Raw genomic sequence first — 25,868 nt, forward strand, 5'->3', positions numbered from 1 at the left:
ACAGATAATCATTCTTAAACAAATCGTATTTCTTCCACCTTCGCCAATGGAGCTCCAAATGCTTCCAGTCCTTTTATAGGATCAACAGATGAGAGGCTGCCAAAATGCAAACCTGTTCGTCTTTCTATTGATTTGATAGAAACCTGATAGGTCTCGAACTCACCAAATACAAACTCCTGATTACTCAGATGATCTTTTTGAGAGACCGTATAGCCAGTAGCACACAGTTTTCTGGTAGTATCATGAATAAAAACAAGGATCTTGAAAAAATCTACGGGAATTTTAACGCCATATTTTACAGGGTCCTGCTCTGTGAAAATCGGCCCTGTAAAGACAGATATCTTCATCGCATCCTGTCTTGCATTCTCCAATGCATAATCTTCCAGGGCCAGCCAAACAGGAGCATTAAAAGATTGCATCTGGGGAGTTGCATTGGTAACATGAAAACTATCACCTCCGGCAGCTTTGGCTAAAGCCAAATCACCCCAGATAGGATCTTCTTTTCTGGTCATATGCCCTCTCGAAAATTTCGGAGGGTTCCCATAGCATTCATTCTTGATCTGAAATTCTTTTGGAATTCGGCTATCATATTTCCAACCAGTCCTTTTAACACCTCTTTTGCTCAGTAATCCATCAATATTACAGGCACTATAAAAACATTGACGTCGTTCCCGGTTCATCACTACTGTAAAATGGTGATATTTTAGTTCCGACTGAGTTTCTCCATACAATTCAAATGTCAGCACATTATCCTTATCTCTGGTAACCTGGGGCAGAGGTACTCTATAGTTCTTTCCTAAAAAATCAGGTAAGTATCCAGCCCTGTCATTATAGTCCTCTGGTGCACTTTCAGGAAATACATCCTCTTGTTCAGATTCTATTTCTGATGCAAGCCGCAGATCACCTGTCACAAACTTAGGTGATACTTTTCTGAGGTGTTTCAAGATTTCCTCTCCCTTCACAGCATAGTTTTCCTTTTCAACCTCTCCCATAAAATGTAACCCTACAGCCGATCCTGTTTCATTATCAACAACAACCGATCCTGAATTCCCTCCCAATGTTGTACAATCATGATAGAAATACCAGGAATCCGAAACATCCTCCAGTATCTCACCTGGAGAACACCTTTTCACTTCATAAATATTATTGAATACCTCCTTTGCAGCCATCGTACTGATAATAGAGTTAGGATCATAGGCAGGATAGCCAATTACACTAACAAATTGTTTTTCTATTATTTTTCGTGTTGAGATGACTATAGGCTCAGGTAGCTTGTTGTGTTTCTTTATTTTAAAGAATGCAATATCAGGTTGCGTAGTATTATCTTCAGTCATATAGACTATCTTCTCAAGTTCAACCTCAAACTCAGGTACAGCAACATTATCACCCCAATATTCTTCCTTAAAGTCAATTAAAGCTTCCATTGTATCTCCCAAAGGATTTTTTCTGAATACAAAGGACTTTCCTTTCTTCATTGCTACAAGTGAAGCAACATGTCGGTTTGTTACAATAGTATCTTCAGTAATCAACCAGCCTGTACCACCATATTTCTTACCTGCTTTTAAGAATTCAATTCTCCCTACTGAAGGAATCACATGTTCTATCTTTTTTATAAAAGGTCTGATTCTATTCTTTAATTCGACAGAATCAGGTAGAATAACTTTGTTCTTTTTGATGAGTAAAGCCGGCCTAACATGTAGTAATATCATTGCTTCGGCTCGTGGTAACTCCGGAGCAGGTCCGACCATAGCTTTTTCCATTGCATTCTGATTGATATTATTGCGAATAGCAATAGGTAGGTTCTTTCCGGATTCAATCAATTCATGTACTTCTTCCGAAAGTGCTTTATCTGCATTCAGGATTCGACGTATGGGATTCATCTTGATTGTATAAGAAGATAATATACAACAAGTTAAATATCTATAACCTATTCATCAATACCTCATTTAAGGTATTGTAAGAAATTATGAATCTAGAAGTAAGGAAACGCAAAAAAGCTATACGATAATAAACGTATCTCAGATAAAAACTCAGAACAGTTCAGAGTTTTTATCTGAGAGTAATGGAGGAGAATCTACTAGGAACATCTGATAAAACTAAAAATGGTTACTCTCAGAACGAAGATACCTTATTCTGAGAGCTGCTTCAATCGTTCTTTCTCTTTTTCGGATAACTGATCCATCCCTTTCTTGTTAATTTTATCCAGCAAACGATCTATTTCTTTTTCCTTGGCACGTTTGGCTGCATTGTACTTATCTTCTTTTGTCAACAATCCCTGATCTCCTGAAAACCAACCAGGTTGCGCAATCATGTAATAGATAAATATAATAGGAAAGAGAACAAATAAGATATAAAACATATTACTAAACAAAGATTCAATACGACAACTATATACAAAATATTCTTTTCATCTTTTCGCTCTACTAAATGCATACTAGTAGATATCAGGTATACCTGTCCCAAATTTTATAGTAACCACTATAAAACAGTAGTATTTATACCAAAAAGAAAGTAAAAGTAATTTGGATATTGAAGAGCAGCAATGTAGCTGGATATTTTAGTACATGTAAATCTAATTCAAGTGAAAATAGTATGCAAATTCCCAGAAAAAATGTGTAGGTAATTTTATAGAAAGTTGATAATCATTGCTAGTTTAGAAAGACGAATTTCTTCGGCCTATTATATAAAACAGCAAAGAACTTTTGGCCTCAAAATATAACTATATTTATGCACTATCAGGAAATAACACCCTATTCGTCACTTCTCCCCTATATTGACTGTTATTGGAGTATTCGGACAGGAGAGAATGTAGCTAACAGATCTAACAGAGTAATACCAGATATTTGTGCTGATATTATCATCAATGCTGGTGAAGAAGTACAGGTATCTACTAATCAAAGGTATCTTCTCAGACATGGAGCAGCATATCTGACAGGTACAATGACCACCTTTCAGGATACAATCCTAACCAATAATACACATCTTATAGGAATACGATTCAAACCCTTTGGTATGAGTTCCTTGCTAAATATTTTTTTACAAGGAGCAGCAGATACTATTACAGAAACCGAAAAATCTGTTTTTAATCTTTCTGTTCTTTCCACAAGGCAATCTCTGGTATCTATAGAATCGCTAAATAAATATCTGATCAGTAGAGTCAGGAATCAGAATGTAGATCGCTACAATCCTATTATTGGTACTATACTTGAACATAACGGAAATATACCTATTAATGAACTAGCCCATGATCATTGTATTTCTGAAAGACAATTTGAACGTCTATTCCAAACTCATTTGGGAGTGACAGCCAAAGAAATCTGCAACATTGTTCGGTTTCAACATGCGTTCAAACAGATTAAAAACCGAAAACACGAAAGTCTGCTGGACATTGCATATACATCTGGTTATTATGACCATGCCCATTTAACCAAACATATCAAAAAGTATTCAGGGCAATCTCCCTCCTCTTTGTAAAACGTCGGATTTATACAAAGCACCAGTCATATCTCCACTCTACCTTTGTTGTTATATATATCAGTACCACAACTAATAGTTTATAACTATGCAACAACGTGTAAGTGTACTTACAATAGGGGTAGATAATCTGTCAGCTATCCGTGCTTTCTATAGAGAAAAAATAGGCTGGCAACCAATCGCTGAGAATAAAGACATTCTGTTCATTCAGATGAATGGCTTTCTGCTTGGCTTTACCCAACGAAAACCTTTGGCAGATTTTATAGGTATATCATCGGAAGGTACGGGTTTTCGGTCTTTTACTATTGGCTATAATGTTGATACCAAAGAAGAAGTAACAGAATGGTATCATAAATTAAAAAAACAAGGTATTACCATTTTAAAAGAACCAGAAGAAGCTTCTTTTGGAGGACATTTCTTTTATTTCTCAGATATAGAAGGCAACATTCTCGAAATTGCTTACAATCCATATATCGAATTAGATAATGTTGGTAATGTTCTGGGACATGCCTCTATTGATCATCTTTAAATCTTTACTCAAATCATGCGGAAAATAATTCTGGATCTGGCAGTAACACTGGATGGATTTATCGAAGGCCCTAATGGTGAAGTGGACTGGTGTATTATGGACGATGATATGGGTTTCGATAAGTTTGTGGAGGAAATTGATACAATTTTGTATGGACGTATCAGCTATGAATTGTATGGGTACTATACACCTGATGCATCACGTTCACAAACAGAAATTGACTTTGCAAAGGCTACTCAGAAAATGAAGAAATATGTCTTCTCCAAATCATTGAGTACTATACAAGGTAATGCAACGCTTGTAAGCGAAAACATAGCGGAAGAGATTTACAAACTAAAAGAAAGTCCGGGAAAGGATATCTGGCTCTTTGGTGGAGCAAGTTTAATAACTTCATTTATCCAGGCAGGTTTGATTGATGAATACCGGATAGGTGTTCATCCGGTAGCTTTAGGCAATGGGAAACCACTATTCCAACAATTGCAACAACGCCTGGATTTACAGTTGATTGACACAAAAGTATATCGGTCAGGTGTCACACTGTTACGTTATAAACCAAAGCAATCTGAATGATTGCTTTGGTCTTTTATAGTAAATCATTTAACAAATCATCTGGAGTTCAATTTCTTCTCAGCCAGTGCAGTTCCATCCACACGAGCTTTGATCTTCGAGAAAGCTATATTCCGGGCAGTTGAAATATCATCGGCAAAGGGAGAAAAACCACAATCATCTGTAGAACCTAATTGATTCAATGGAATGATTCTCGATGCTTCAACCAGAAGCTCACTGATTTCTTCAGCAGTTTCAATTCGTGGATTCAAGACATCCGTAACACCCAGAAAGACACGTTGGCCAGGTTGCAGGTTTTCCTTAATGGATTTTAGTACAGACTGTTTTTCTTTCTCAGCCGCATACTCCAGATAGAAGTTGCCAGCCTTTATTTTGAAAAGAAGTGGTAGCAATTCTGAATAAGGAATATCAGCACTATGGGTTGAGTCATGATCACCTCCTGGACAGGTATGAACACCAATTCGGCGTCTTTCGTCTTCTGAAAAACGGTTCAGCACTTTGTTGTTTAATTCAATAAACGCATTCAACAGCTGTTTGCTAGGGTCTAGTTTCAAAGCAAGTCTGGCTTCTGTAAAGTCAATCTGAACAGTATAAGCTCCACCTATCAGACATTTACGAATATCTTTTTCTGCTTCGTCCAGCAAATCGGCTATAAATTGGGCTTGCGCATATCCATCTATTCCTTCTGGCGGATACAACAAACTAATAGCAGATACAGCAATAACAGCCTGCTTTACAGGCAATAATGTATACCTTTTAGCTTTCTCCAGATAACTACTGGCAAAAGTCTGATATCGAAAAGGTCCCGCTGTAATCTTTGGCAATTGCCGGGTGTGACCATCCGCAAAAGGTATGATTACACCATCAGCAGCCAAATGTGGATAGCCATGTATAGGATAAGTCACAAAGCTGGGTTTGGACTGTTCTCCATCTGAAATAACAGGCGAACCTGTAGCCTCTAATTCTTTGATAGTCTCAAGTGTCGCTTTTTCAAAGAGTGTATTTAATTCAGATTCTTTGATTTCTGACTTACTAAAGGCTTTCATAGCATCTTGTAAATAAGCTGGACGAGGAATACTGCCAATAGGCTCTGTAGGTATTTGGGGCATACGATTTGTTTGTAAGATGTAAATAATGAAACATATGTATAGGGGATTCGAAAAAGCAGGCTACATAACACTGTTACAAACAGCTATATTCTGAGTTGATTTTTTGTTAAAATCCAGCCTTTGCAGTTTTATCTTTTCGATTACATTACTGCCTTCTTTAATTTTAATAAACTGATTGGGAAGAACATTTTTAAAAGTTTGCATCAAACCACTCCCATGCCATTTGATCTCAATCTGGTCTATCATAGTGGCCTGTCCTATACCTATTTCTCTTTTTAGAGGAGATGAGCCGAAGCTTCCACCAGAATTCACATCACGGTATACAGATCGTGTTTTGCCATTTTCTGTGAAACTCACTTTCACGCTTGTGCCAATAGCCGCCTTGTTGGATTGAGTTCCCTCCAGTGTCAGAGACAACCAGTTATTATTGCTTTGTCCCGGATTCTGAAAAAAAGAGTTGGGGTAAGCATCACCTATATAGGCGCCACCCATCTCTATGAAAATATCCTGATCGCCGTCATTGTCCATATCGGCAAAGGCAACTCCGTGTCCTTTCTGAAGATTGCCCACTTTAGCGGATGTAGTCACATCTGCAAACCGTTCACCTCTTATGTTTTTAAACATCTTATTGGGAACTAACGACTGGTAGTTGGGATTACCAGTTCCCAGATACATATCCAGATAACCGTCATTGTCAATGTCACCAAAGTTAGCTCCCATAGCAAAGGCAGTAGTATATAAGCCCATCGCATGTGTTACATTGGTGAAAGTGCCATTGCGATTGTTATGATACAGACAGGGCTGTCCGGTAAACTTTTCTGGTTTGCCCAGATATTCAGCAGCAGCATAGCTTGCCAATGACTTTGTGAAGGTATAATCACAAACAAATATGTCCAGGTAACCATCATTATCATAGTCCCAGAACCAGGTAGGAAATGTATTATGATCTTCATCTTTTAAACCTGCTTTGTTTGTAACATCTTCAAAGTCAATTATCCCATCTGTTACTCCTTTATTTCTTAAGAGAATACGTTCACCATTCAGCGTTGAAATGAAAATATCCTTAAAGCCATCATTGTCATAATCTCCGGATGTAACTCCTTTTACAAAAGCATTGATGTTACAATGCACTTTGTCTGCCACATTGGTAAAAGTCCCATCTCCATTATTAAGATAAAATTCACAAGTCTGTAAACTCTCAGACCATTTGGAGGTCTCATTACCAATAAATACATCTAGCCACCCATCGTTGTTAAAATCATTCCAGGTTGCAGCCTGTGTAGGATGAAATGATAAAAGGCCACTTTCAATAGTGACATCTGTAAATGTACCATTGCCATTATTTCGTAACAATGAATTGGGCTGCTCACCAAATATAGTTCCCAGCCATGCACCACGAGTCACAAAAATGTCTTTGAACCCATCGTTATTATAATCGGTCTGCATGATATTCAGACCTCCTGTTATCTTAGTTAATCCGCTAGCCTTACTTCGGTCAGTGAATGTCCCATCACCATTATTTTTGAAATAATGCATGGGTTTATTGATATCCCAGCATGAGGTTACAATATCGATAAATCCATCCTCATCAAAATCCTCCAGAATCACTCCACCAGCATGATCTTTCTGATCAAGACCTAAGCCGATAGCCAGATCTTCAAAGGGTTTGACTTCACAGTCATCCTGCCCACCCATGTTTGGAATCAGAAACTGTTTGGGAACATTTTGCGGGTATTCACCCAATGTCATATAGGCAATATTTAAAAGCCACCTCGCTTCCAGATCATCCGGACTGTTCGCCAGCTTTGCTTCGTATTCCTGAATAGCGGCACGAGATCCTGTCATATCCTTATGAATTCCACCATTTTTAATAGGAAATACACACATTTCAACACCATGGTTAGTGACACAGTTTGTCTGTTCACCCTCTCTCAGGTAAGCCAGTGCCAGATTGCTTCGGATAGCATCAAAAAACGAAGCCGGTATTCTTGGATCTTTTAGTAGTGGCTCCAGAACCTGTACAGCTTCGGTAGCCCGACCCAGTTGCAGTAATACATTGGATCGCTCAAAGGCAGCCTGTATAATAACAACGAAATTATTCTGAGGGGTAACTTTTAATATAGAGTCTACAAAGGCAATCTTTGCTTCCGGACAAAAACCATTTTTATAATTATGCAGTTTCTGTTTTGTTTTTTCCAGAACTGCCAGCATCTGTTCTTCTGAAGATGGCTTATGACATGAGAGTAAACCCAGCCATAAAACACCTAACAGCGTAAGGTATAATATAGGTTTCATTTATATAATCAAGGTTTGGGGTCATAAAAAATCGGACTGTCAAGTCGCAGCAAAAAATACCAGACGGATTCAGGCAGAGAAACCATCTATAGACAGAAAAATGAATAGCATGATGAACCAATTGTATGGAGCCATACAACCATTGCTTTTATTGGATTTTCATTTACAATTGCTGATCTGCCTATCTATAAAAATCAACAATGGGCATAGCTTATTCTGCCTTGCAGAAAGCAGAAGAATACACCAAACCACCTGTCTTAGGCTCTGAAATAAAGCCACAAGATACATGCACACTCTGGGTCTATAAGAAAGACCCAGGTATGGGAGCATCCATACATAGACTGTGAAAATCCGATAAAAAACAGTTATACTACTCTGGGAGGAGGAGAAGCGATATCCAGATAATGAGAAGAAAAATCTATTTTAGTCATAGCAGGATATTGGGAAGACAGGCTACAAGCATAAAAGCAGAACGAAGTTTCCCATAAAGGCAGGTATTCTTGTGTCAATGAGAACTTGAGATGTTTTTGTGTTTTCTCAGTTTGTGGCCCTGCCGAATCTGCGATGTGCGTTTTTATGTGATTAGAAAGATCATTCTGTATCTGTTCCTGGGTGTGGTTATTGACACAATAAAGGTATAATGTATCATTCTGTATACTACGCATTACCTTTTCATAAATTCTACCCTGATAGCTAAATTCTCCTTCTACAGGCTCCAGAGAATGGTCCAGTTGGTGATACAAGTCAATGGGAATTGAAAACCGTATCCATTGCTGGTTATGCACCTTCGCATCTACTTCAGCCTGACTAAGAGCTAAACTATTGCTATCCAGAAATAGCCGTAGTTGTGTTCTTGCCATACTTTGGCGATATGTATAATACACATAATACCCCATGGTATTATAGAGCAACAAACCCAGGAGCAATATGGCAATCGCTTTCTTCAAGGTGGCATAAGGATATCTGTCAAAGATACAAACCTTTTAAATTATACCAAGAAAAACATAAACTTTTGCCATAATACATTCATCAGGCTAGAGAGTACCTTCCCTGCTACTAGGTTGTACATATAGTAACAGTTAAATACAATCTAGCCGATTTAAAAAGTTATATAAAACTTAAAACTGAATCAACCGATTCTCAACCGAGGCCTGTTCTTTGGTATAGCTAACCCCATCAATCTTGTTACCTTCCTGGTCCAGCAGAGAAATAATACCGCCTTTATTGCTTAACTGGGCGCCATTGCCACTTAGACGTACTTTCAGACTGGTATGTGCTTCAATAAAAATATTACCCAGCACGTCATATAACTTAGCCTTATCTGCAATGCGCCAGTTATGCAAAGCAATAGCCTCATTGTCAGAATTAAACAACACAACAAATTCTTTCCCAACATCATCTTTTGAGGGATTTACCATAGCAGCAATAATTCTAACAGGTGTTTTACTTTCCGGCTGCTGCGGATGATCTGGTGGCAATGTATTGAGCGGATCTCCGGTTTGATCGTCAGTATGCCATGCCTGTACCTGAAAAGCGATAAAGATAGCAACCCATTTGTTACGGGAAGGAAAGTGCAGCAGTAAGCCACCATCCTGATATACACCATTATCTTTTTTAAACCTACCCGAATTACCCTGATTCATATGTATATCATGAATACCATTTCCAGGAGTAAATCCGAAGTATTGATCCGGTTTATTTTCCTCTGGTCCCCATTTCTCACCAAATGCATAGACAACAGCATCTGTGTCATTGATGGCCTGTTGCACATAAAAGTCCAGCTTCTCATTCAGGTCATTATCGGCTCCCGGTTGATTGTAAGGAATGGGCTTCATTTCTTGTGTTGGAAACAAGTTACCCCGAATGAAGTCTAATGCGATACCTGCAGGTCTTGATGGTATCTTAGTATATCCATCTGGCAGATTGGCTTGCACAATATTATCTGTAATGGGATGTACGAAATTTTCATCCATGTAAAATAATACCTCGGGTGGACTTAACTGTGACATTACGTTGATAGCAATACGGTGGTGCTCTGTTCCAGCCAGAATATGGATCTGGAAATGTTCATGGGAAGGAGACGCCATTTCCCGTTCGATAGCCTTACCTTTTAATACCCCATAGTTCTTTAACATAGTAAATGGTTGATTATCTGTTGCCTACTCTTATATGGCTGTTTTCGGCATCCCAGCTGGTTGTACAACTTTGTGTTTCTTCTTATTAGTATTTCATTACAGGGAAAAAGTAATATCTTTTACCAAAAACTATCCTCCTTATACCCCAGAAATCAAGGCAATACCAACTAATAAATCAATACCTCATTTTAGGTATTCTACCGAATGTAAAAATTAATTGACATACAAATCTATATGTCCGTTTATGAAGCATCTGTGTCCGCAGCCGGACATACACATACACTACAACGTACTCAAATACAGACACATGCATAGAAAAACAGCTTTGGCAGTATATTTGTACGACAAAATAGAAAATAATATATCATACCATATTTATGCGTCGGACATATTTAGGCGAACTGGAAGAAATGATACTCTTAATGGTAGCTATCCTTGATGGAGAAGCGTATGGAGTAACCGTTAGTCAGCAACTCGAACAACACACAGGCAGGCAATTAACCTTTGGCACAGTCCATAATACACTGATTCGCCTGGAAGAGAAAGGGTTTGTAGCATCACATCTGGGAGGAGCTACTACAGAAAGAGGAGGACGAAGAAAACGTTTTTTCACTCTGACTGCCTTAGGTAGCAGAGCCCTGCAGGATGTTCAGGAGTTACGCAATCAGCTTTGGCAAATGGTACCTCCACATGCATTGCAAGTCAATGGACTATGAAACAGCCAACTACTCCACCCCGTTGGGCTTATAAACTACTAACATGGTTTCACCCTGATGATACCCTGGAGGAAGTAGAAGGTGATTTGGATGAAATGTATCAGTACTGGTATCAGCGGGAAGGCAAAACGCGGGCTACTATTCGCTATGTGATAGATGTGATTTCCGTTTTGCCCCCCTTTGTACGAAAAAGACATAAAAAGAATGCCTATCCTCACCCTATATTCAGCCTTTCTATGTTTCGCAACTACTTCAAAATCGCTTTGCGCAATTTGCTTAAACAGAAAGCTTACAGCCTGTTTAACCTGCTTGGTTTATCACTAGGTATTACCTGTGGTTTATTGCTTACACTTCACATCAAAGAAGAGTTAAGTTATGAAAAGAATATACCCAACCATAATCGTATTTTCAGAGTAGCCAATACAGAATGGTCTAAATCATCTCCGCCACTGGCAGGTGAAATGATCAAGTTCTTCCCGGAAATCAAGAGCATTACCCGGTTTGCATCCTTAGGAACACAGGTTGTCAATACAGAAGATGACAAACAAGGTGAGAGTGTCGGATTTTTCGCAGACTCTACAGTAGTAGAGGTGTTTGATCTGCAACCAGTATTGGGAAATCCGGTTAAAGCATTGGCTGAACCTTCTGCGATAATCATTACCCGCAGTATGGCTGAAAAATATTTTGGAAGCAAAGACCCTATTGGTCAGAAACTGACATTTGAGAATAAAGAAGAACTCTGGGTAAGAGCAGTTATAGAAGACAGAACAGGTAATACCCATCTTAAATTTGACTATCTGGCTTCTATGCCAACTTTCTACAACTATGTATCAACTGACTGGCTTACTAATAAAGGGTGGATGTTTGGCTGGACATATGTACTGCTAAATCACCCGGAAGATGTACATAAACTGGAAGCTCGCATGAAAGATTTTTATCTTAGTTTTTATGCAGGAGATAAAAAAGAGGAGATACTCAAGGCTGCGGAATCTGCCAGACTGCAACCTATTACAGATATACATCTGAAGTCCAATCTCATTCAGGAAGTAGGTCCTAACAGCAGTATTTTGTATGTGTATATTTTTATTGCGGTAGAAGTGCTGGTGCTGATTATTGCCTGTGTCAACTTCATTAACCTCTTCACTACTCAGGCCTTGAAACGAATGAAAGAGGTAGGAGTCCGCAAGGTTCTGGGAGCACGTAAAGTACAGTTAGTGATTCAGTTTCTGGGAGAGTCATTTTTACTTACTTGTTTGTCGGGAACAATTGCGATTGTCTTGTATTTGATAGCGTTGCCTTTTTACAATCACATTTCTGGACGACAGATAACAGGCTGGGAAATTATACAACCTGATAATCTTCTGATTGTTGCAGGTATGGTTCTCTTTGTTGGACTTCTGTCAGGCTTATTTCCAGCCTTCTTCATCTCTAACTTTGAGCCGGTTTCTTCACTCAAAGCCAATAAAACACCCCGATCTTCTGCTCAGTTTTTGCGGAAAGGTCTTATTGTTTTTCAGTTTGTGGTAGCTAGCTTTCTGATTATTGCAACAGTACTTATCTACCAGCAAATGTATCTTTTCAATAACAAGCAACTGGGTTTTGATAAAGAGCAGATTGTAGTGGCCAAACTATATGGTAAGTTTAAAGAAAAGCTGATTCTCAATCCTGAGGTTATTCAAAACGAACTCCTCAAAAATCCGAATGTAGTCACAATAGGCAAAGCAACCAATCGGATCGGTGATGATGCGAGTGTCGAGTCGGTAGTACCTAGTCCTCAGGAACCTGATAAGGAATATCCATCATTTAGAGTACTTCGCATTGACGAAAATTATCTCAATGCGATGAGCATCCCCTTAAAAGCAGGTCGTAACTTTTCCCGTGAGTTCAGTGACTCTGCTTCCTTTATTATCAATGAGAAGGCAGCAAAGATACTGGGATTAAAAGATCCCATTGGTGCTACAATTACCAATACAACTATGAACATACAGGGTAAAGTAGTGGGTGTAGTAAAGGATTTCCATTTTGTCTCTTTACACAATCAGATAGAGCCTTTATTACTAGAGTATCGCCCCTGGTGGACAGGTAACATGTTTATCAAGATTAAACCAGGTAATGTACCAGCAACACTGGATTTTCTGAAAAATACGATACAGAAAATAGCTCCCGGAACCTTATTCAAATACGGGTTTCTGGATGATCATGTGGCAGGACTGTATAAAAAAGAAAATACAATGAGCACTCTGTTGAAACTATTTTCGATACTAGCAATTGTCATCTCTTGTCTTGGTTTGTTTGGCCTGGCAGCTCATACAGCTGAAATACGTACCAAAGAGATTGGTATCCGAAAGATACTTGGGGCTACACTCAGCAATCTGGTTAAGATCTTTTCTCAAGAGTTTATTCTATTAGTTTTAATAGGAAATATTATTGCCTGGCCACTGGCATGGTATGCAGTAAACCGCTGGTTACAGGAATTTACCTATCGGATAGATATAAGCTGGGATGTATTTGTTCTTTCAGCAGTCGTAACATTATGCATTGCTTTGGTAACGATTGGTTACCATTGTATCAAAACTGCCTTGTCTAATCCGGTTAATTCGTTACGAACGGAGTAAACACCTTTGGGCAATAGAAAATATGAATCATCTACAATTTTAGATGAGAGTTTGTTTTACAAAATCAGCGTCTATGCTTTTGAAAAGAGTATAGACGCTGATTTATTTTTGAGTAAGCTCTTTTCCTGAAGTTGTTTATTGTCCCTTACATGATTCTACTTGCAGCTCCTTCATTTTTTGCTTGCCCAAAAAAGGACAACAAATGAGAATTTGTTGGGCCAGTATGTGTGCCAGCTGCAAAAAAGGACCCTTTTTCCCGATCCTTCTGCCACAGGCCAAAGGCCAACCTCGCGCAGAAAAGAAGCCCAACACACCTACACGACCATTCGCTATTTAGGTCGACTCTTTTTGTGACATTTATTATCCTTTCTCAATGGCATTTTTTACTCAAAATTCGGGATGACTCATGTATAAGTCAATAGACTATATGGAAAATGAAGGGGATAAGACTCTATTAGATAAAACTTGATATACAATGAAACTCTCTCTCATAATCCACTCAGAACTATCCTCACCAAAAATAGCACCAACAATATATTTAGCATCGTTTCTACTTTGTCTGGTAAGCGGATTGCTCTTTTACTTTACCTCCACTCAAGTAACCATTCAACAAAGTAATAATCACACACTAATTGATTCTACAAACCAAACAAACCATTTATTTACCTATACGAGTGCTAAGGCAATGGCATACTATCCTGTATTTTACATTGGCATTCGTTCTGATACACTCAATCTTCCGCATAATCCTGTTTCAGGATTTGCCTCCTGGAATGAACAAAGTAAATATGAAAAATCATCTTACTGGAGCTTTGCAGATACAACCAAAATGCAGATAAAAGTAGACACGACATTTGATCTTGGCTATAAAAAATATTTTGGAGAGTATACTGAAAATGGAGTATTCATAACAGATTCTATTTGTAACTATAAAGCATTTCCAATATTTATCTATAACACATCGGACTCAATTTTTTCGGTAGGTATCAGAAATGCAGTAGGAAATCTGGTGCGGGAAATTTATACACTAAGTGGACAGTGGGTGCCCCTTGAGAAACCCATCGATTATTTCTGTGCAACTTATAGTCGTGATCTGGTCATTGAACCTAATAATATACTAGTAGCAAAGTTACTACGCTATGAAGGAGAGGTTAAAGCCCTATTTAGACTCAAATACATGTATCACCAATCAATTGTCTATTCAAATACATTTGAAGATTATGTTGATTCTATCACATGGAGACAAATCAACCAATAAGTGAATGTGTTAATATAAGGATATTCTCTACAAAATATGTATATCCGATAAACTGATTAAATAAACTTGTGTTTGTGTATTTAATCTAGGAAGAATATATTTCAGAAAGTATTGTAGCCTCTTACATTTACTAAAATGTATAATTCTTTTAGATTTCTATTTCACCACACAACTCATTATGAAAATTAAATTTTTACTTTTTGTCCTCTCTCTTTTTACTATTTGTGCAGAAGCTCTACTTGCCCAGAAAGCCTATCACCTAAAATCTCCGAATGGTAGCATTGACGTATCCTTAAACATCGCAGATAAGATTTACTATACAGTAAACTATAACCAGGATGTATTATTAAAAAACAATTATCTGGCAATGGAAGTAAATAACGAAGTTCTGGGAAGCCAGCCAAAGCTTGTTAGTGCAAAAACCAGTGCAATCAATACAGTTATTAAACCTTATGTAGCACTGAGATACTCCACAGTTACGAATAGATGTAATTCCCTCCTACTTACCTTTAAAGGAGATTATTCTGTTGAGTTTCGGGCATTTGATGATGGGATTGCCTATCGTTTCATTACCAAAAAGAAGGATTCCATTGAAGTCAAAAATGAACAGGTTGCCTTACAGTTTCCCGAGGACTATGTCCTTCACCTTCAGCAACCCGGAAGTTTTAAAACGGCCTATGAAGAAAACTACTCAACTATCCATTCCAAAGACTGGAAAACAGAAGATAAAATGTCAACCTTACCAGTCTTAATTGATACTCAGAAACCATACAAGATATTAGTCAGTGAATCAGATCTTTCTGATTATCCTTGTTTATTTCTAAAAGGAACAGGACAAAATGGTGTTTCCTCTGTTTTCCCAAAAGCTCCTCTGGAATTTGGTGAAGATGGAGATCGTAGTCTTAAAATCACAAAAGAAGCTCCCTATATTGCTAAAACGATAGGTACACGTACATTTCCCTGGAGATACTTTGTAATCACAACCGATGACAAACAACTTCTGGAAACAACTATGACTCTGAGACTAGCATCCCCAAGTGTGTTAAAAGATCCGAGTTGGGTTAAGCCTGGACAAGCAAGCTGGGAGTGGTGGAATGGAGCGACTCCGTATGGACCGGATGTAAACTTTGTATCTGGCTTTAATCTGCAAACTTACAAGTACTACATTGATTTTGCAGCAAAATATGGCATCAACTATATTATTATGGATGAAGGATGGGCTAAAAGTACCCTCGATCCTTATACTCCGAATCCGGATGTAGATGTACATGAACTGATTCGTTATGGAAAGCAAAAGAATGTAGGAATAGTATTATGGCTAACCTGGTTAACGGTACATAATCATATGGACTTGTTTCAGAAGTTTAAAGAATGGGGAGTAAAAGGTGTCAAAATCGACTTTATGGACCGTAGTGATCAGTGGATGGTAAACTTCTATGAAACAGTGGCTAAAGAAGCTGCCAGAAATGAATTGTTTGTAGACTTTCATGGTGCTTTTAAACCTGCGGGACTGGAATACAAATATCCAAACGTGCTTTCCTACGAAGGAGTGAGAGGTATGGAACAAATGGAAGGTACACTTCCCAACAATAGTCTATTTCTGCCTTTTATGCGCAATGTAGCTGGTCCAATGGACTATACTCCCGGAGCTATGATTAGTATGCAGCCAGAACTCTATAGAGCTGAAAGACCCAATGCAGCCAGTATAGGAACCCGCGCATACCAGTTAGCTCTATTTGTCGTATTTGAAAGCGGTATCCAGATGCTGGCAGATAATCCGACATTGTATTACCGCAATCCTGATTGTACTGAGTTTATCACCTCTGTACCGACTACATGGGATGAAACAAAGGGACTGGTAGCGATAGCAGGTGAAATAGCCGTTGTAGCTAAACGCAAAGAAAACAAATGGTTTATTGGAGGCATTGCCAATGGAAAAGAGAAAGAAAGGAATGTACAGTTTAATCTGGATTTTTTAGATAAAAGCAGAACTTATAAAATGACCTACTTTGAAGATGGTATCAATGCCGATCACCAGGCAATGGATTACCGGACTAAAACCATACCTGTAAAAGCAGGTGACAACATTAAAGTCAAAATGGCACGAAACGGTGGGTATGCAGCAGTTATATTCTAGCAGGCGTATTCAGATTGGTCCTGAAATCGGTAGGCTGTATTTCGCAATCACTACTCTATATTGAAAATAGACACATCGTTCATATCCTATTGTCAATCTATCATTAATGTAAATTGACAATAGGATCAAACAACAAGTATCTTATCCTTACTATTCTTAAATAATTCGATCTGTAATGCAAGTAACTTATGTAATTCGACCAAATCATCCTGAGGTTCTTCCCACCAGGAAACTTTAATTGTTCGAAAGAAATTCTCAAAAATATGTATGCCATACAAAGTTCCATCTAATCCAACTCCATTCATAGGTGTAATACGGAAAGGTATGCTGGTAGCATAGATTTTTTCCAACAATTGGGTTAACTGCACGGCCGGAATGAGAATCTTTTTATAGCCAGGTGCTATCGTCTTCCGACTTATCAGCACATTCTCATAGAGTGAATATGTCTGGATGCCGGTCTCTTCTTCTTGCCGGATATCCCAGATATAATTTATTTCAAAAGGAGGCATATAGAGAATCTGCACTTTTAATTGACCTATACCTCGAATGGACAAATCTTCGTCTATAGGTCTCGGACTGCTTAGAACTTCTTTTCTTTTATTCTCCTCTTCAACTCTTTGAGTCTCCCGTCTGGAATCTCCCACACTTTTAATCTTACGAGCATAGGCTTCAGGATCAATTGGTGGTTTAGGCTTATACACGTCATATCTGGTTTATTGTTGAAATTATTCTATTGAGCAACTTTGAATCCTATCATATATGGATAAATAGTCACTTTTTATGTATTGAGAAACAAGTAAATAATTGCCATACAAAATCTTTTCACTCTTTTTGTAAATAATCTCTTGAATTTCTTTATCTCCATTGCATCTCTCAATCAGTTGAGAATGCTCTTTTAACCATTCTGATTTACTCCACATATTTTCATATAGAGATAGTTCAATTTCCAAAATATGAAACTTATAAGTGGCATCTTTCTTAAGTTGCTCAAAATCTTCCTCAGATAAAGAATAGTAATGTTGTGGCTCTCGTTGTATTGCTTCCAGATACAACGGAAAAACTTCTTGCAATGACTTTATACTATTCCCCCAATATGATTTTGCAAGAGTGAGAAAAGGTATACCTAATTTGGTGTTCTTAGTGAGAACAAACTCCCAGAAATCTATTTCCTGCTCTTTAGTCCAGCCATAATTGCACTGCATAAAATGAGAATGGATTCATGCTCCAAAAACTCATATCTGGAAATAAGAGCTTTGATTTTTTCGTAGCTGTAGTTCTTCTGTACGAAATCTCCGATTTGTGTTCCTTGGACTGTCAAACCGGGTTTTGTATTATATATTCCAAGCTGATGTAGCATCTTATTCTATAGTCTCAGATAAGTTTCTATTCCAAACTTAGAATTTATAAGTAAAGAAACGACTGAAGGCCATTCGAATATAAGGGATGTTTCATTTTTTCGAAAGTGTATAGCTGTAAAATGAAGAAGTCCGGTTATAACCGGACTTCTTGTAGTTGTAGTGTTTCCGTAATATCTTCAAAGACACTATACCCTCTTCCTATTTTATCTGATTTTTCAACGGTTATAAATACATCCTGCCCTCCCTCATCAAACTCATGGTATATGTGTGTTATGACCAGTACGAGCTTGGCATCTTTCTCAATTACATCAACTATTCTATTGCGTATCTCTGCTATTTTATCCGGATGTTTATCTGAGATAACTTCAAATCCTTCTTTGCCTAAAAATATAGCTTCGCCAACTCTTGGCAGATAAGTTAGTTTACCTGTTAGTTTTAATCTAAAAGGTAATCCCAATACTAGTTGAATAGTAGATTCCATGTCTATGAATAAGTGATTATGAAAAAATTTAAAACTACACTGAATGTCCATGTAGATTGGACCTCTCTATTGCATAAATAACAGTGCCTGATTAAATTTTAATGAGGGATAATAGTTATGTAGGTGACTGGAAAATATCACACTTGTTTGTCCAACTATTTTTACAGCTAAAAGTTGTTGAGTACGACAATGGAATTCTTATTGCCACAATTCCAAAAAAATATAAACTTCATTATCTGACAGCCCTCTCACTTTTTCAGTGAACCCTCTTTTAGTATAAAACGCCATTGCCGTTCTATTTTTTTCTAAACACTTAAGCCCTACAGGCAAACCAATTTTATCTATTATCGTGTCCAATAATTTGGACCCAATACCAAGGTTATGATAATTCTTATCCACATACAAATGATGAATGAAATTGTCTGTTAACCAAACCGCAATGAATCCAACGACTTTATTTTTGGCGAGTGCAACTAAGATATACTCCCCTTCTGTTTCCTTATCGAAATCCAACAAAGTAAAAACGCTTGTATCTATCCAGACAAAAGTTTGCTGTCTGACTTCTAAAAACAGAGTTCGCAATTCAGCTATATCCTTTTGCTGCTTTTCTCGTATTTTAATTTCTGAAACTGTGCTGTTCATACATTGAAATAGTGTTTGTAAAGCAACGAAAGTGATAGAAAATACAAAAGGTCTTAGAGAGTATCTAAGACCTTTTGTTAATATAGTGGAGGCTGAGGGATTCGAACCCCCGACCCTCTGCTTGTAAGGCAGATGCTCTGAACCGGCTGAGCTAAGCCTCCTTTTTGCTTTCCATTGTTTGACTTGTTGTCGTTGAATGGGACTGCAAAAGTATGGTCTTTTTTTTATAACGCAATATTTGAGACAAAAAAAAATTAAAAAAATATTCTCACATAGAAAATCAAACTGACTATCAGCATTTTACTATTTTTAAAATTTTCTTCTTGTTTCAGAAAAAATCTTTCTTCATAATTTTTCAAATTCCGATAAAATTATTTTAACTTTGCAGTCCTGTTTTAAAAAGCATTCGATTCATTAAAAATATTTACAAAAATGGCAAAGAAAGGTAACCGTGTGCAGGTAATTCTGGAATGCACCGAACAAAAAGATTCTGGCGTTGCAGGAATGTCTCGTTATATCACTGTTAAAAACCGTAAAAACACAACTCAACGTATCGAGTTGAAAAAATATAATCCGTTCCTGAAAAAAGTAACGGTTCATAAAGAAATCAAGTAATCGTTCGTGTTAGCTGGTTTTTAGAAAAGTTTATCTAAACAATAGCATTCTGATTACTCAATTAACTCTTCATCTTACTAACGTTTACAAAGAAATGGCAAAGAAAGTTGTTGCGACCCTGAAAAAAAATGATGGCAAAGGTTTTGTCAAAATCATTAAAGCTGTAAAGTCACCAAAAACTGGTGCTTATACATTTAAAGAAGAGATGGTATCTACTGAAGAAGTACAAGCCGCTCTGAAACGCTAAGCGCATTTTGATTTCAAATCTAAAAAGTCCCTTGTTGGGACTTTTTTTGTTATTTTAGGCCATTAATTCACCCGGTTCCAAAATTAGCTTATTCTGGCAACCTGAAATTTGAAAAATACACATGGGACTTTTCGATTTTTTAAAACCTAATAAAGAAGAACAAAAAGAGTCATTAGACAAAGGGCTGGAAAAAACAAAAGAAAGCTTCTTTAGCAAGCTAGGTAAAGCAGTTATTGGAAAGTCAAAGGTGGATGAAGAAGTACTCGACGAACTGGAAGAGATACTTCTGACATCAGACGTTGGAGTTGCTACAACCCTCAAAATCATTGAGCGTATAGAGAAAAGAGTTGCAGAGGATAAATATTTAAATGCCAGTGAACTGGATTCAATTTTAAGAGACGAAATCGCAAAGTTACTATCAGAGAATCGTTCACAGGATATCAAAAACTTTGATGTACCGGATACAACCAAACCCTATGTGATTATGGTAGTAGGTGTAAATGGTGTAGGTAAAACTACTACCATTGGTAAACTGGCAGCTCAATTTCATAAAGCTGGAAAAAAGGTGGTATTAGGAGCAGCGGATACCTTCCGGGCAGCAGCAGTAGATCAGCTAAAACTTTGGGGACAACGAGTAGGTATTCCAGTAATTGATCATGGCATGAATACTGATCCGGCATCTGTTGCCTTTGATGCGGTGAAGCAGGGAAACGAACAAAAAGCTGATATTATTATTGTAGATACTGCAGGTCGATTACACACAAAAGTCAACCTAATGCAGGAACTCACAAAAATAAAACGCGTTATGCAGAAGGTAGTACCTGATGCACCCCATGAAGTACTACTGGTACTGGATGGTAGTACAGGGCAGAATGCATTTATTCAGGCTCAGGAGTTTACCAAAGCTACTGATGTAACAGCTCTGGCTATTACCAAACTGGACGGAACGGCCAAAGGAGGTGTGGTAATTGGGATATCAGACCAATTTAAGATTCCGGTAAAATACATTGGGGTAGGAGAGAAAATTGATGATCTTCAGTTGTTTGATAAAGTCGCTTTCGTCAATTCTTTATTTAAGAAATAATCTATTTTATTCATTTTCAAAAGGCACCTGAAAAATAGTACTCATTGAGATCCTATATTATTCTCAGCCTTCTGTTTCTCACCTATAGCTGTTCTCCATTGGAAGAGCAGGAGCAAACAATTGAAATGATGTGGGTAGGCTGGGCATGTGATTGCCCTAACTGAATGAAACCAACAGATCTTTCCCTAGTAGATTCATCTGGATATGATTGCGAAAAGGAAGGAACTTGTATAAATATAGTGCCAGCCTCATCTGACCTTAAGATACCAGAAGAGCATTGGCAACAACCTGATGACTGGCATCGTTTTCGTTTTACAGGGAGATTTTATACAACGAAACGCCCTTCGTTAGGTAATGATCGGATTGTGTGGGCAAAGACGTTTCGTTATACAAAGTATGAATATATTTTATCACCTTGGCAAATAGCCAATCGAACTTTTTTAATCAAAGATAGTGTTGCAGAAAGAATAGTAGAGAATCTTTCTGAGATAAAAGATAGTTTGAACCAAGTTAATGCATACCATGAGAAGTTATATCAGGTAACCTCAGTAGAACCTGCAACCACATCTTATCCATATTATTGTATTGCATTGGAAACAACCACAGGAGACTCAATTGTAAAAAAGTATAGAGTTGATGCCTGTAATGGGTATGTTGAACCACTCACAGAATACTAAAAACCAAATCATATTTCTCTGACAGATAAGCTCACTCTTTCCTTACTGTCATTCTTTTGTCAGAAACATAAATGAAAACCAAAGGATCTGTAAAAAACAAAGTCAACATTGTGACGTTGGGGTGCTCGAAAAATCTCGTGGACTCGGAAGAAATCTTTACCCAACTCAGGGCAAACCAGTTTGATGTAACACACGAGTCGAAAAAAGACGATGCCAATATTGTTATCGTTAACACATGTGGCTTTATAGACAATGCCAAACAAGAATCTATTGATACAATACTACGTTACGCTGACGCCAAGGAACATGGATTAATTGATAAACTCTATGTCACTGGTTGTCTTTCACATCGGTATAAAGACGATCTGGAAAAAGAGATCCCAACTGTTGATGCGTATTTTGGTACCAATGAACTACCTCGCCTTCTCAAAACATTAAAGGCAGATTACAAACATGAACTGGTTGGCGAACGGCTAATTACTACGCCTGCTCACTTTGCCTATCTTAAAATAGCTGAAGGTTGTGATCGCCCATGTTCATTCTGTGCCATTCCACTGATGCGTGGAGGACATATATCCAAGCCGATCGAACAGTTGGTTAGAGAAACACAAAGTCTGGTAAAGCGTGGCACCAAAGAACTTATTCTGATTGCACAGGATCTTACCTATTATGGGTTAGACCTGTACAAAAAACGTCGTCTTGAAGATTTGCTTCGGGCTCTTTCCGATGTAGAAGGGCTGGAGTGGATACGTCTTCAATATGCCTACCCATCTGGCTTTCCAATGGAAATACTGGATGTAATGGCCGAACGTGACAATATCTGCAAATACCTGGATATGCCTCTGCAACATGGATCCAATAAAGTGTTGAAGTCTATGCGTCGTGGGATTACCCGTAAAAAGACAGAAGAACTTATTCAGCAAATTCGTAGTAAAGTTCCAGGTATTGCCTTACGTACTACACTGATCAGCGGTCATCCGGGAGAAACAGAAGAGGACTTTGAAGAAATGTATCGCTTTGTAGAAGAAATGCGTTTTGACCGTCTGGGTGTATTTAATTATTCACATGAAGAGAATACACATTCCTATACAATGGAAGACGATGTACCAGAGGATATCAAACAGGAACGTACAGATGCTATCATGGAACTACAGCAGGGAATCTCCTATGATTTGAATCAGGCAAAGATAGGTCATACATACAAAGTCTTATTTGACCGTAAAGAAAATGGCTACTTTATAGGAAGAACAGAGCATGACTCACCTGAAGTAGATAATGAAGTACTAGTAGAAGCAACATCAGATACGTATATACGACAAGGAGACTTTGCGACTGTTATCATTACGGATGCAACAGAGTTTGACTTATATGGACAGCTAGTAAAAGCCTAGTTGAAAATAGGTTAGAAATAAAGATTAAGCCATGGTTATTCTATGGCTTTTTTTATGTTGCATGTCTAAGTCTTTTTATACAACTTATGATTCAACAGCAGACCTTACAGGATTACCCGTTTCAGTATCTTTCGTCATCCGCTAATCAGTCCAAAGATATCTTTGCTGCCTACTCCATTGAGGACTTTTCCAGAGAAACAGCACAGGTTTCTTCTATCTATTGCCGCAGAGACTTTTATAAAATTACTCTCATCAGTGGAGATGCTACGTATTCATATGGTGACCGACAAGTTATGTTACAAGCAGGGCAGTATGCGCTGTTATTCACCAATCGTGAGATTCCTTATAAATGGGAAATACACAGTGGTACATGTCAAGGATATGGATGTGTCTTTACCGATGATTTTTTGCCCTTACATACATATCTGCGGCCAAGTGACTGGACAGTCTTTGATCCGAATGGACAATCCCTCTTTTACCTGAATACCGAACAGGTAGAACTATTCAGTAACTTATTTAAGAAGATGATTAAAGAATACTCATCATCATATCTACATAAACAGCAACTAATATTCATCTATTTGCTGGAATTCATTCATGAAGCATTGAGAATGGAACCGTCTATACCAGATACTAATTTTTCAGCCGCCAATCGTTTAACAGAATCATTCAGAGAGTTACTTGCTCAACAGTTCCTGGTTATTACATCACATCAAAAATTAAAATACCGGACTGCTCAGGATTTTGCAGATAAGTTAGCTGTTCATGTCAACTATCTGAACCGGACGTTAAAAGCGGTCACTGGCAAAACAACCACTCAGCTAATAAATGAACGCATCATACAGGAAGCACGGATCTTGCTGCTTCATACAAACCTGCCCATAAATCAGATTGGTTATTGTCTGGGTTTTGAAGAAGCTACTCACTTTACCCATTTCTTTCACAAACACACCCAGATGACGCCTTCGTCTCTACGTCAGGTTTGATTTTCGTCATTGTTGGTTTGAATGGTGTCAGTTGTCTTCGAAAGGCATTCTTTACTTTTGTAAATAATCACAATTAAACTTACAAAAGAAATGAGAACATGGTTCATTACTGGTAGTTCAGCAGGATTGGGAAGAACGCTGACAGAGAAATTACTCAAACGAGGAGATCGAGTAGCTGCAACATTGCGAAAAACACATGCTCTTGATGATCTTAAAGCGGAGTATGGTGATCGGCTTTGGATAGCCCAACTGGACGTAACACATATACCTGCTATACATCAGGTTATGCAGGATGCCTTCAATGCTTTGGGTCGAATTGATGTTATTGTAAACAATGCTGGCTATGGACTTTTTGGTTCAGTAGAAGAGGCTAGCGATGACCAGATACGAAAGCAGATAGAAACAAATATTATGGGATCTATTCAGATAATTCGGGCAGCACTTCCCTATCTCCGTGCTCAGGGAGAAGGACGTATTATACAGCTTTCATCAGCCGGTGGGCAAGCTACTTACCCTAATTATGGGTATTATCATATGACTAAATGGGGTATAGAAGGATTTGCAGAAACTGTAGCTAAAGAGATTTCTATATTTAATATCGGTTTGACAATAGTAGAGCCAGGAGCACTTAGAAATGGATTTGTAAGCAACATGGATAGCGCGACTCCTATGGAAGTATATGCACAAACGCCAGCAGGAGAAGTACGCCGTCTGATTCAAAACAATGCATTTCCCATTCCAGGCGATCCGGAAAAGACAGCTCAAGCAATTATTGACTCAGTGGATGTAACTCCAGCGCCATTGCGATTGGCACTAGGCCCAGATGCTTATACAGCGATACGCTCATCTCTTGTATCAAGGCTTGACTCTTTAGATGCTCAAAAGGATATAGCTATGTCAACAAAAGTTGAGGAATAGATCAACACAGAAACGTAAAAGAAAAAGCCTGGAATTGCTTCTAGGCTTTTCATATCTTAATATTACTATTAGTTCAACACAAAGTGAATATACATAGTATAAGGCATATCTACAGGTTCGTCATCTTTTTTACCAGGATTCCATTTAGGCATTACAGTTAACAAGCGAACAGCTTCCTGGTCACATCCTGCTCCTAGTCCACTAATCACTTTAGGAGTAGTAATAGTGCCATCTTTTTTTACCATAAACCGAACAAATACATCTCCCTCTACTTTATCTTTTCTTGCCTCTTCCGGATACTTCATATTCTGAGATAAAAACTCATTCATTTTATCTTTGCCACCTGGAAATTCCGGAGGAACAAATCCTTTAACTTTCACATTTCGTAAGGTATCTTTTTTTACTTCTTTGTACTCAAACGTCAAAGAATCCTTTACTGCTGTAGCTGTACTCTTCGCCTCACTGGTTTTAGTTTTAACTTTTGTAGCAGTGGTTGTTTTCTTTTGCGTTTTAGTGCTTTTCTGCTGTCCTATTGCCAGCCCTGCCACCATTAGAAATAAGCCAATCAAATAAAATATCTTCCGCATAATGTCCTAAGGATAAGTTATATATCATTTACGAACAAAATTAAGTC

The 25,868-nt window shown here is 38.0% G+C and carries 26 protein-coding genes and 1 tRNA gene; 15 read left to right on the plus strand and 12 right to left on the minus strand.

The annotated features are described in order from the left end of the window. Nucleotides 1-14 precede the first annotated feature (14 nt). Both QNI22_RS40500 and QNI22_RS20225 read right to left on the minus strand, forming a co-directional pair. The gene (locus tag QNI22_RS40500) at nt 15-1,880 is read right to left on the minus strand and encodes a DNA/RNA non-specific endonuclease (protein ID WP_314513450.1); all 1,866 of its coding nucleotides are present in this window, start codon (nt 1,878-1,880) and stop codon (nt 15-17) included. Nucleotides 1,881-2,128: 248 nt separating this feature from the next. Continuing rightward, nucleotides 2,129-2,311: a DUF6576 domain-containing protein gene (locus QNI22_RS20225; protein WP_314513452.1), complete on the minus strand. Its 183-nt coding sequence runs from the start codon at nt 2,309-2,311 to the stop codon at nt 2,129-2,131. Nucleotides 2,312-2,727: 416 nt separating this feature from the next. Here QNI22_RS20225 and QNI22_RS20230 point away from each other — a divergent pair, with 416 nt between their 5' ends. The 3 genes from QNI22_RS20230 (at nt 2,728) to QNI22_RS20240 (ending at nt 4,573) form a co-directional block, all read left to right on the plus strand. Continuing rightward, nucleotides 2,728-3,474 (plus strand): DUF6597 domain-containing transcriptional factor, encoded by a 747-nt coding sequence (locus QNI22_RS20230; RefSeq protein ID WP_314513454.1) that lies wholly within the window; start codon nt 2,728-2,730, stop codon nt 3,472-3,474. A gap of 88 nt (nt 3,475-3,562) precedes the next feature. Continuing rightward, entirely contained in the window at nt 3,563-4,003 is a 441-nt protein-coding gene (locus QNI22_RS20235; RefSeq protein WP_314513456.1) for a VOC family protein, read from the plus strand. A 15-nt stretch (nt 4,004-4,018) separates the two neighbouring features. Then, nucleotides 4,019-4,573 carry a dihydrofolate reductase family protein gene (locus QNI22_RS20240; RefSeq protein ID WP_314513458.1) on the plus strand — a complete coding sequence of 185 codons (555 nt, stop codon included), beginning with the start codon at nt 4,019-4,021 and terminating at the stop codon, nt 4,571-4,573. Nucleotides 4,574-4,608: 35 nt separating this feature from the next. On the opposite strand, the gene QNI22_RS20245 is transcribed toward QNI22_RS20240, so the two are convergent. Both QNI22_RS20245 and QNI22_RS20250 read right to left on the minus strand, forming a co-directional pair. Next, nucleotides 4,609-5,679: a cobalamin-independent methionine synthase II family protein gene (locus QNI22_RS20245; protein ID WP_314513463.1), complete on the minus strand. Its 1,071-nt coding sequence runs from the start codon at nt 5,677-5,679 to the stop codon at nt 4,609-4,611. A 60-nt stretch (nt 5,680-5,739) separates the two neighbouring features. Further along, nucleotides 5,740-7,974, minus strand: a complete 2,235-nt coding sequence (locus QNI22_RS20250; RefSeq protein WP_314513465.1) for an FG-GAP-like repeat-containing protein — start codon at nt 7,972-7,974, stop codon at nt 5,740-5,742. Between the two features lie 200 nt (nt 7,975-8,174). Between QNI22_RS20250 and QNI22_RS20255 the strand changes: the two genes are divergently transcribed. Further along, a complete protein-coding gene (locus QNI22_RS20255) occupies nt 8,175-8,321 on the plus strand; it encodes a hypothetical protein (RefSeq protein WP_314513466.1) in 147 nt (48 codons plus the stop codon). A gap of 18 nt (nt 8,322-8,339) precedes the next feature. Here QNI22_RS20255 and QNI22_RS20260 read toward each other — a convergent pair whose 3' ends face one another. Next, nucleotides 8,340-8,834 carry a hypothetical protein gene (locus tag QNI22_RS20260; protein ID WP_314513467.1) on the minus strand — a complete coding sequence of 165 codons (495 nt, stop codon included), beginning with the start codon at nt 8,832-8,834 and terminating at the stop codon, nt 8,340-8,342. A gap of 258 nt (nt 8,835-9,092) precedes the next feature. Continuing rightward, nucleotides 9,093-10,109, minus strand: coding sequence for a DUF2278 family protein (locus QNI22_RS20265; protein WP_314513468.1), 1,017 nt, complete (start codon nt 10,107-10,109; stop codon nt 9,093-9,095). 377 nt (nt 10,110-10,486) lie between these two features. Between QNI22_RS20265 and QNI22_RS20270 the strand changes: the two genes are divergently transcribed. The 4 genes from QNI22_RS20270 to QNI22_RS20285 all read left to right on the plus strand — a co-directional run bounded on the left by QNI22_RS20270 (nt 10,487) and on the right by QNI22_RS20285 (nt 16,835). Then, entirely contained in the window at nt 10,487-10,825 is a 339-nt protein-coding gene (locus QNI22_RS20270) for a PadR family transcriptional regulator (protein ID WP_313988156.1), read from the plus strand. After that, nucleotides 10,822-13,440, plus strand: coding sequence for an FtsX-like permease family protein (locus QNI22_RS20275; RefSeq protein WP_314513469.1), 2,619 nt, complete (start codon nt 10,822-10,824; stop codon nt 13,438-13,440). The genes QNI22_RS20270 and QNI22_RS20275 overlap by 4 nt, the downstream gene beginning before the upstream one ends. A 475-nt stretch (nt 13,441-13,915) precedes the next feature. Continuing rightward, nucleotides 13,916-14,698 (plus strand): hypothetical protein, encoded by a 783-nt coding sequence (locus QNI22_RS20280; protein WP_314513470.1) that lies wholly within the window; start codon nt 13,916-13,918, stop codon nt 14,696-14,698. Between the two features lie 178 nt (nt 14,699-14,876). Next, complete coding sequence (locus QNI22_RS20285) at nt 14,877-16,835, plus strand: glycoside hydrolase family 97 protein (RefSeq protein WP_314513472.1); 1,959 nt, start codon at nt 14,877-14,879, stop codon at nt 16,833-16,835. A gap of 125 nt (nt 16,836-16,960) precedes the next feature. On the opposite strand, the gene QNI22_RS20290 is transcribed toward QNI22_RS20285, so the two are convergent. From QNI22_RS20290 to QNI22_RS20310, 5 genes are all read right to left on the minus strand, one after another. Next, a complete protein-coding gene (locus QNI22_RS20290; protein ID WP_314513474.1) occupies nt 16,961-17,536 on the minus strand; it encodes a hypothetical protein in 576 nt (191 codons plus the stop codon). A gap of 24 nt (nt 17,537-17,560) precedes the next feature. Continuing rightward, complete coding sequence (locus QNI22_RS20295; RefSeq protein ID WP_314513476.1) at nt 17,561-18,037, minus strand: hypothetical protein; 477 nt, start codon at nt 18,035-18,037, stop codon at nt 17,561-17,563. Nucleotides 18,038-18,326: 289 nt separating this feature from the next. Beyond that, nucleotides 18,327-18,674 carry a hypothetical protein gene (locus QNI22_RS20300; protein WP_314513478.1) on the minus strand — a complete coding sequence of 116 codons (348 nt, stop codon included), beginning with the start codon at nt 18,672-18,674 and terminating at the stop codon, nt 18,327-18,329. Nucleotides 18,675-18,872: 198 nt separating this feature from the next. After that, entirely contained in the window at nt 18,873-19,316 is a 444-nt protein-coding gene (locus QNI22_RS20305) for a GNAT family N-acetyltransferase (RefSeq protein WP_314513480.1), read from the minus strand. A gap of 86 nt (nt 19,317-19,402) precedes the next feature. Then, nucleotides 19,403-19,477, minus strand: a tRNA-Val gene (locus QNI22_RS20310). A gap of 271 nt (nt 19,478-19,748) precedes the next feature. Here QNI22_RS20310 and rpmG point away from each other — a divergent pair. The 7 genes from rpmG to QNI22_RS20345 all read left to right on the plus strand — a co-directional run bounded on the left by rpmG (nt 19,749) and on the right by QNI22_RS20345 (nt 25,234). Next, nucleotides 19,749-19,931, plus strand: coding sequence for a 50S ribosomal protein L33 (gene rpmG / locus QNI22_RS20315; protein WP_313988081.1), 183 nt, complete (start codon nt 19,749-19,751; stop codon nt 19,929-19,931). A 94-nt stretch (nt 19,932-20,025) separates the two neighbouring features. Next, nucleotides 20,026-20,178 (plus strand): DUF4295 domain-containing protein, encoded by a 153-nt coding sequence (locus QNI22_RS20320; RefSeq protein WP_313988078.1) that lies wholly within the window; start codon nt 20,026-20,028, stop codon nt 20,176-20,178. A gap of 121 nt (nt 20,179-20,299) precedes the next feature. Continuing rightward, on the plus strand, nt 20,300-21,262 hold the full coding sequence (gene ftsY, locus QNI22_RS20325; RefSeq protein ID WP_314513486.1) for a signal recognition particle-docking protein FtsY: 963 nt from the start codon (nt 20,300-20,302) through the stop codon (nt 21,260-21,262). Between the two features lie 164 nt (nt 21,263-21,426). Beyond that, on the plus strand, nt 21,427-21,939 hold the full coding sequence (locus tag QNI22_RS20330; RefSeq protein WP_314513488.1) for a hypothetical protein: 513 nt from the start codon (nt 21,427-21,429) through the stop codon (nt 21,937-21,939). 71 nt (nt 21,940-22,010) lie between these two features. Further along, the gene (gene rimO / locus QNI22_RS20335; RefSeq protein WP_314513490.1) at nt 22,011-23,330 is read left to right on the plus strand and encodes a 30S ribosomal protein S12 methylthiotransferase RimO; all 1,320 of its coding nucleotides are present in this window, start codon (nt 22,011-22,013) and stop codon (nt 23,328-23,330) included. Between the two features lie 86 nt (nt 23,331-23,416). After that, nucleotides 23,417-24,316, plus strand: coding sequence for a helix-turn-helix domain-containing protein (locus QNI22_RS20340; RefSeq protein ID WP_314513492.1), 900 nt, complete (start codon nt 23,417-23,419; stop codon nt 24,314-24,316). 90 nt (nt 24,317-24,406) lie between these two features. After that, the gene (locus tag QNI22_RS20345; RefSeq protein ID WP_314513494.1) at nt 24,407-25,234 is read left to right on the plus strand and encodes an SDR family oxidoreductase; all 828 of its coding nucleotides are present in this window, start codon (nt 24,407-24,409) and stop codon (nt 25,232-25,234) included. 68 nt (nt 25,235-25,302) lie between these two features. Here QNI22_RS20345 and QNI22_RS20350 read toward each other — a convergent pair whose 3' ends face one another. Beyond that, a complete protein-coding gene (locus tag QNI22_RS20350; protein WP_314513496.1) occupies nt 25,303-25,821 on the minus strand; it encodes an energy transducer TonB in 519 nt (172 codons plus the stop codon). Nucleotides 25,822-25,868: the final 47 nt, after the last annotated feature.

Origin of the sequence: Xanthocytophaga agilis, from assembly GCF_030068605.1 — a bacterium.
Classification (GTDB): domain Bacteria; phylum Bacteroidota; class Bacteroidia; order Cytophagales; family 172606-1; genus Xanthocytophaga; species Xanthocytophaga agilis.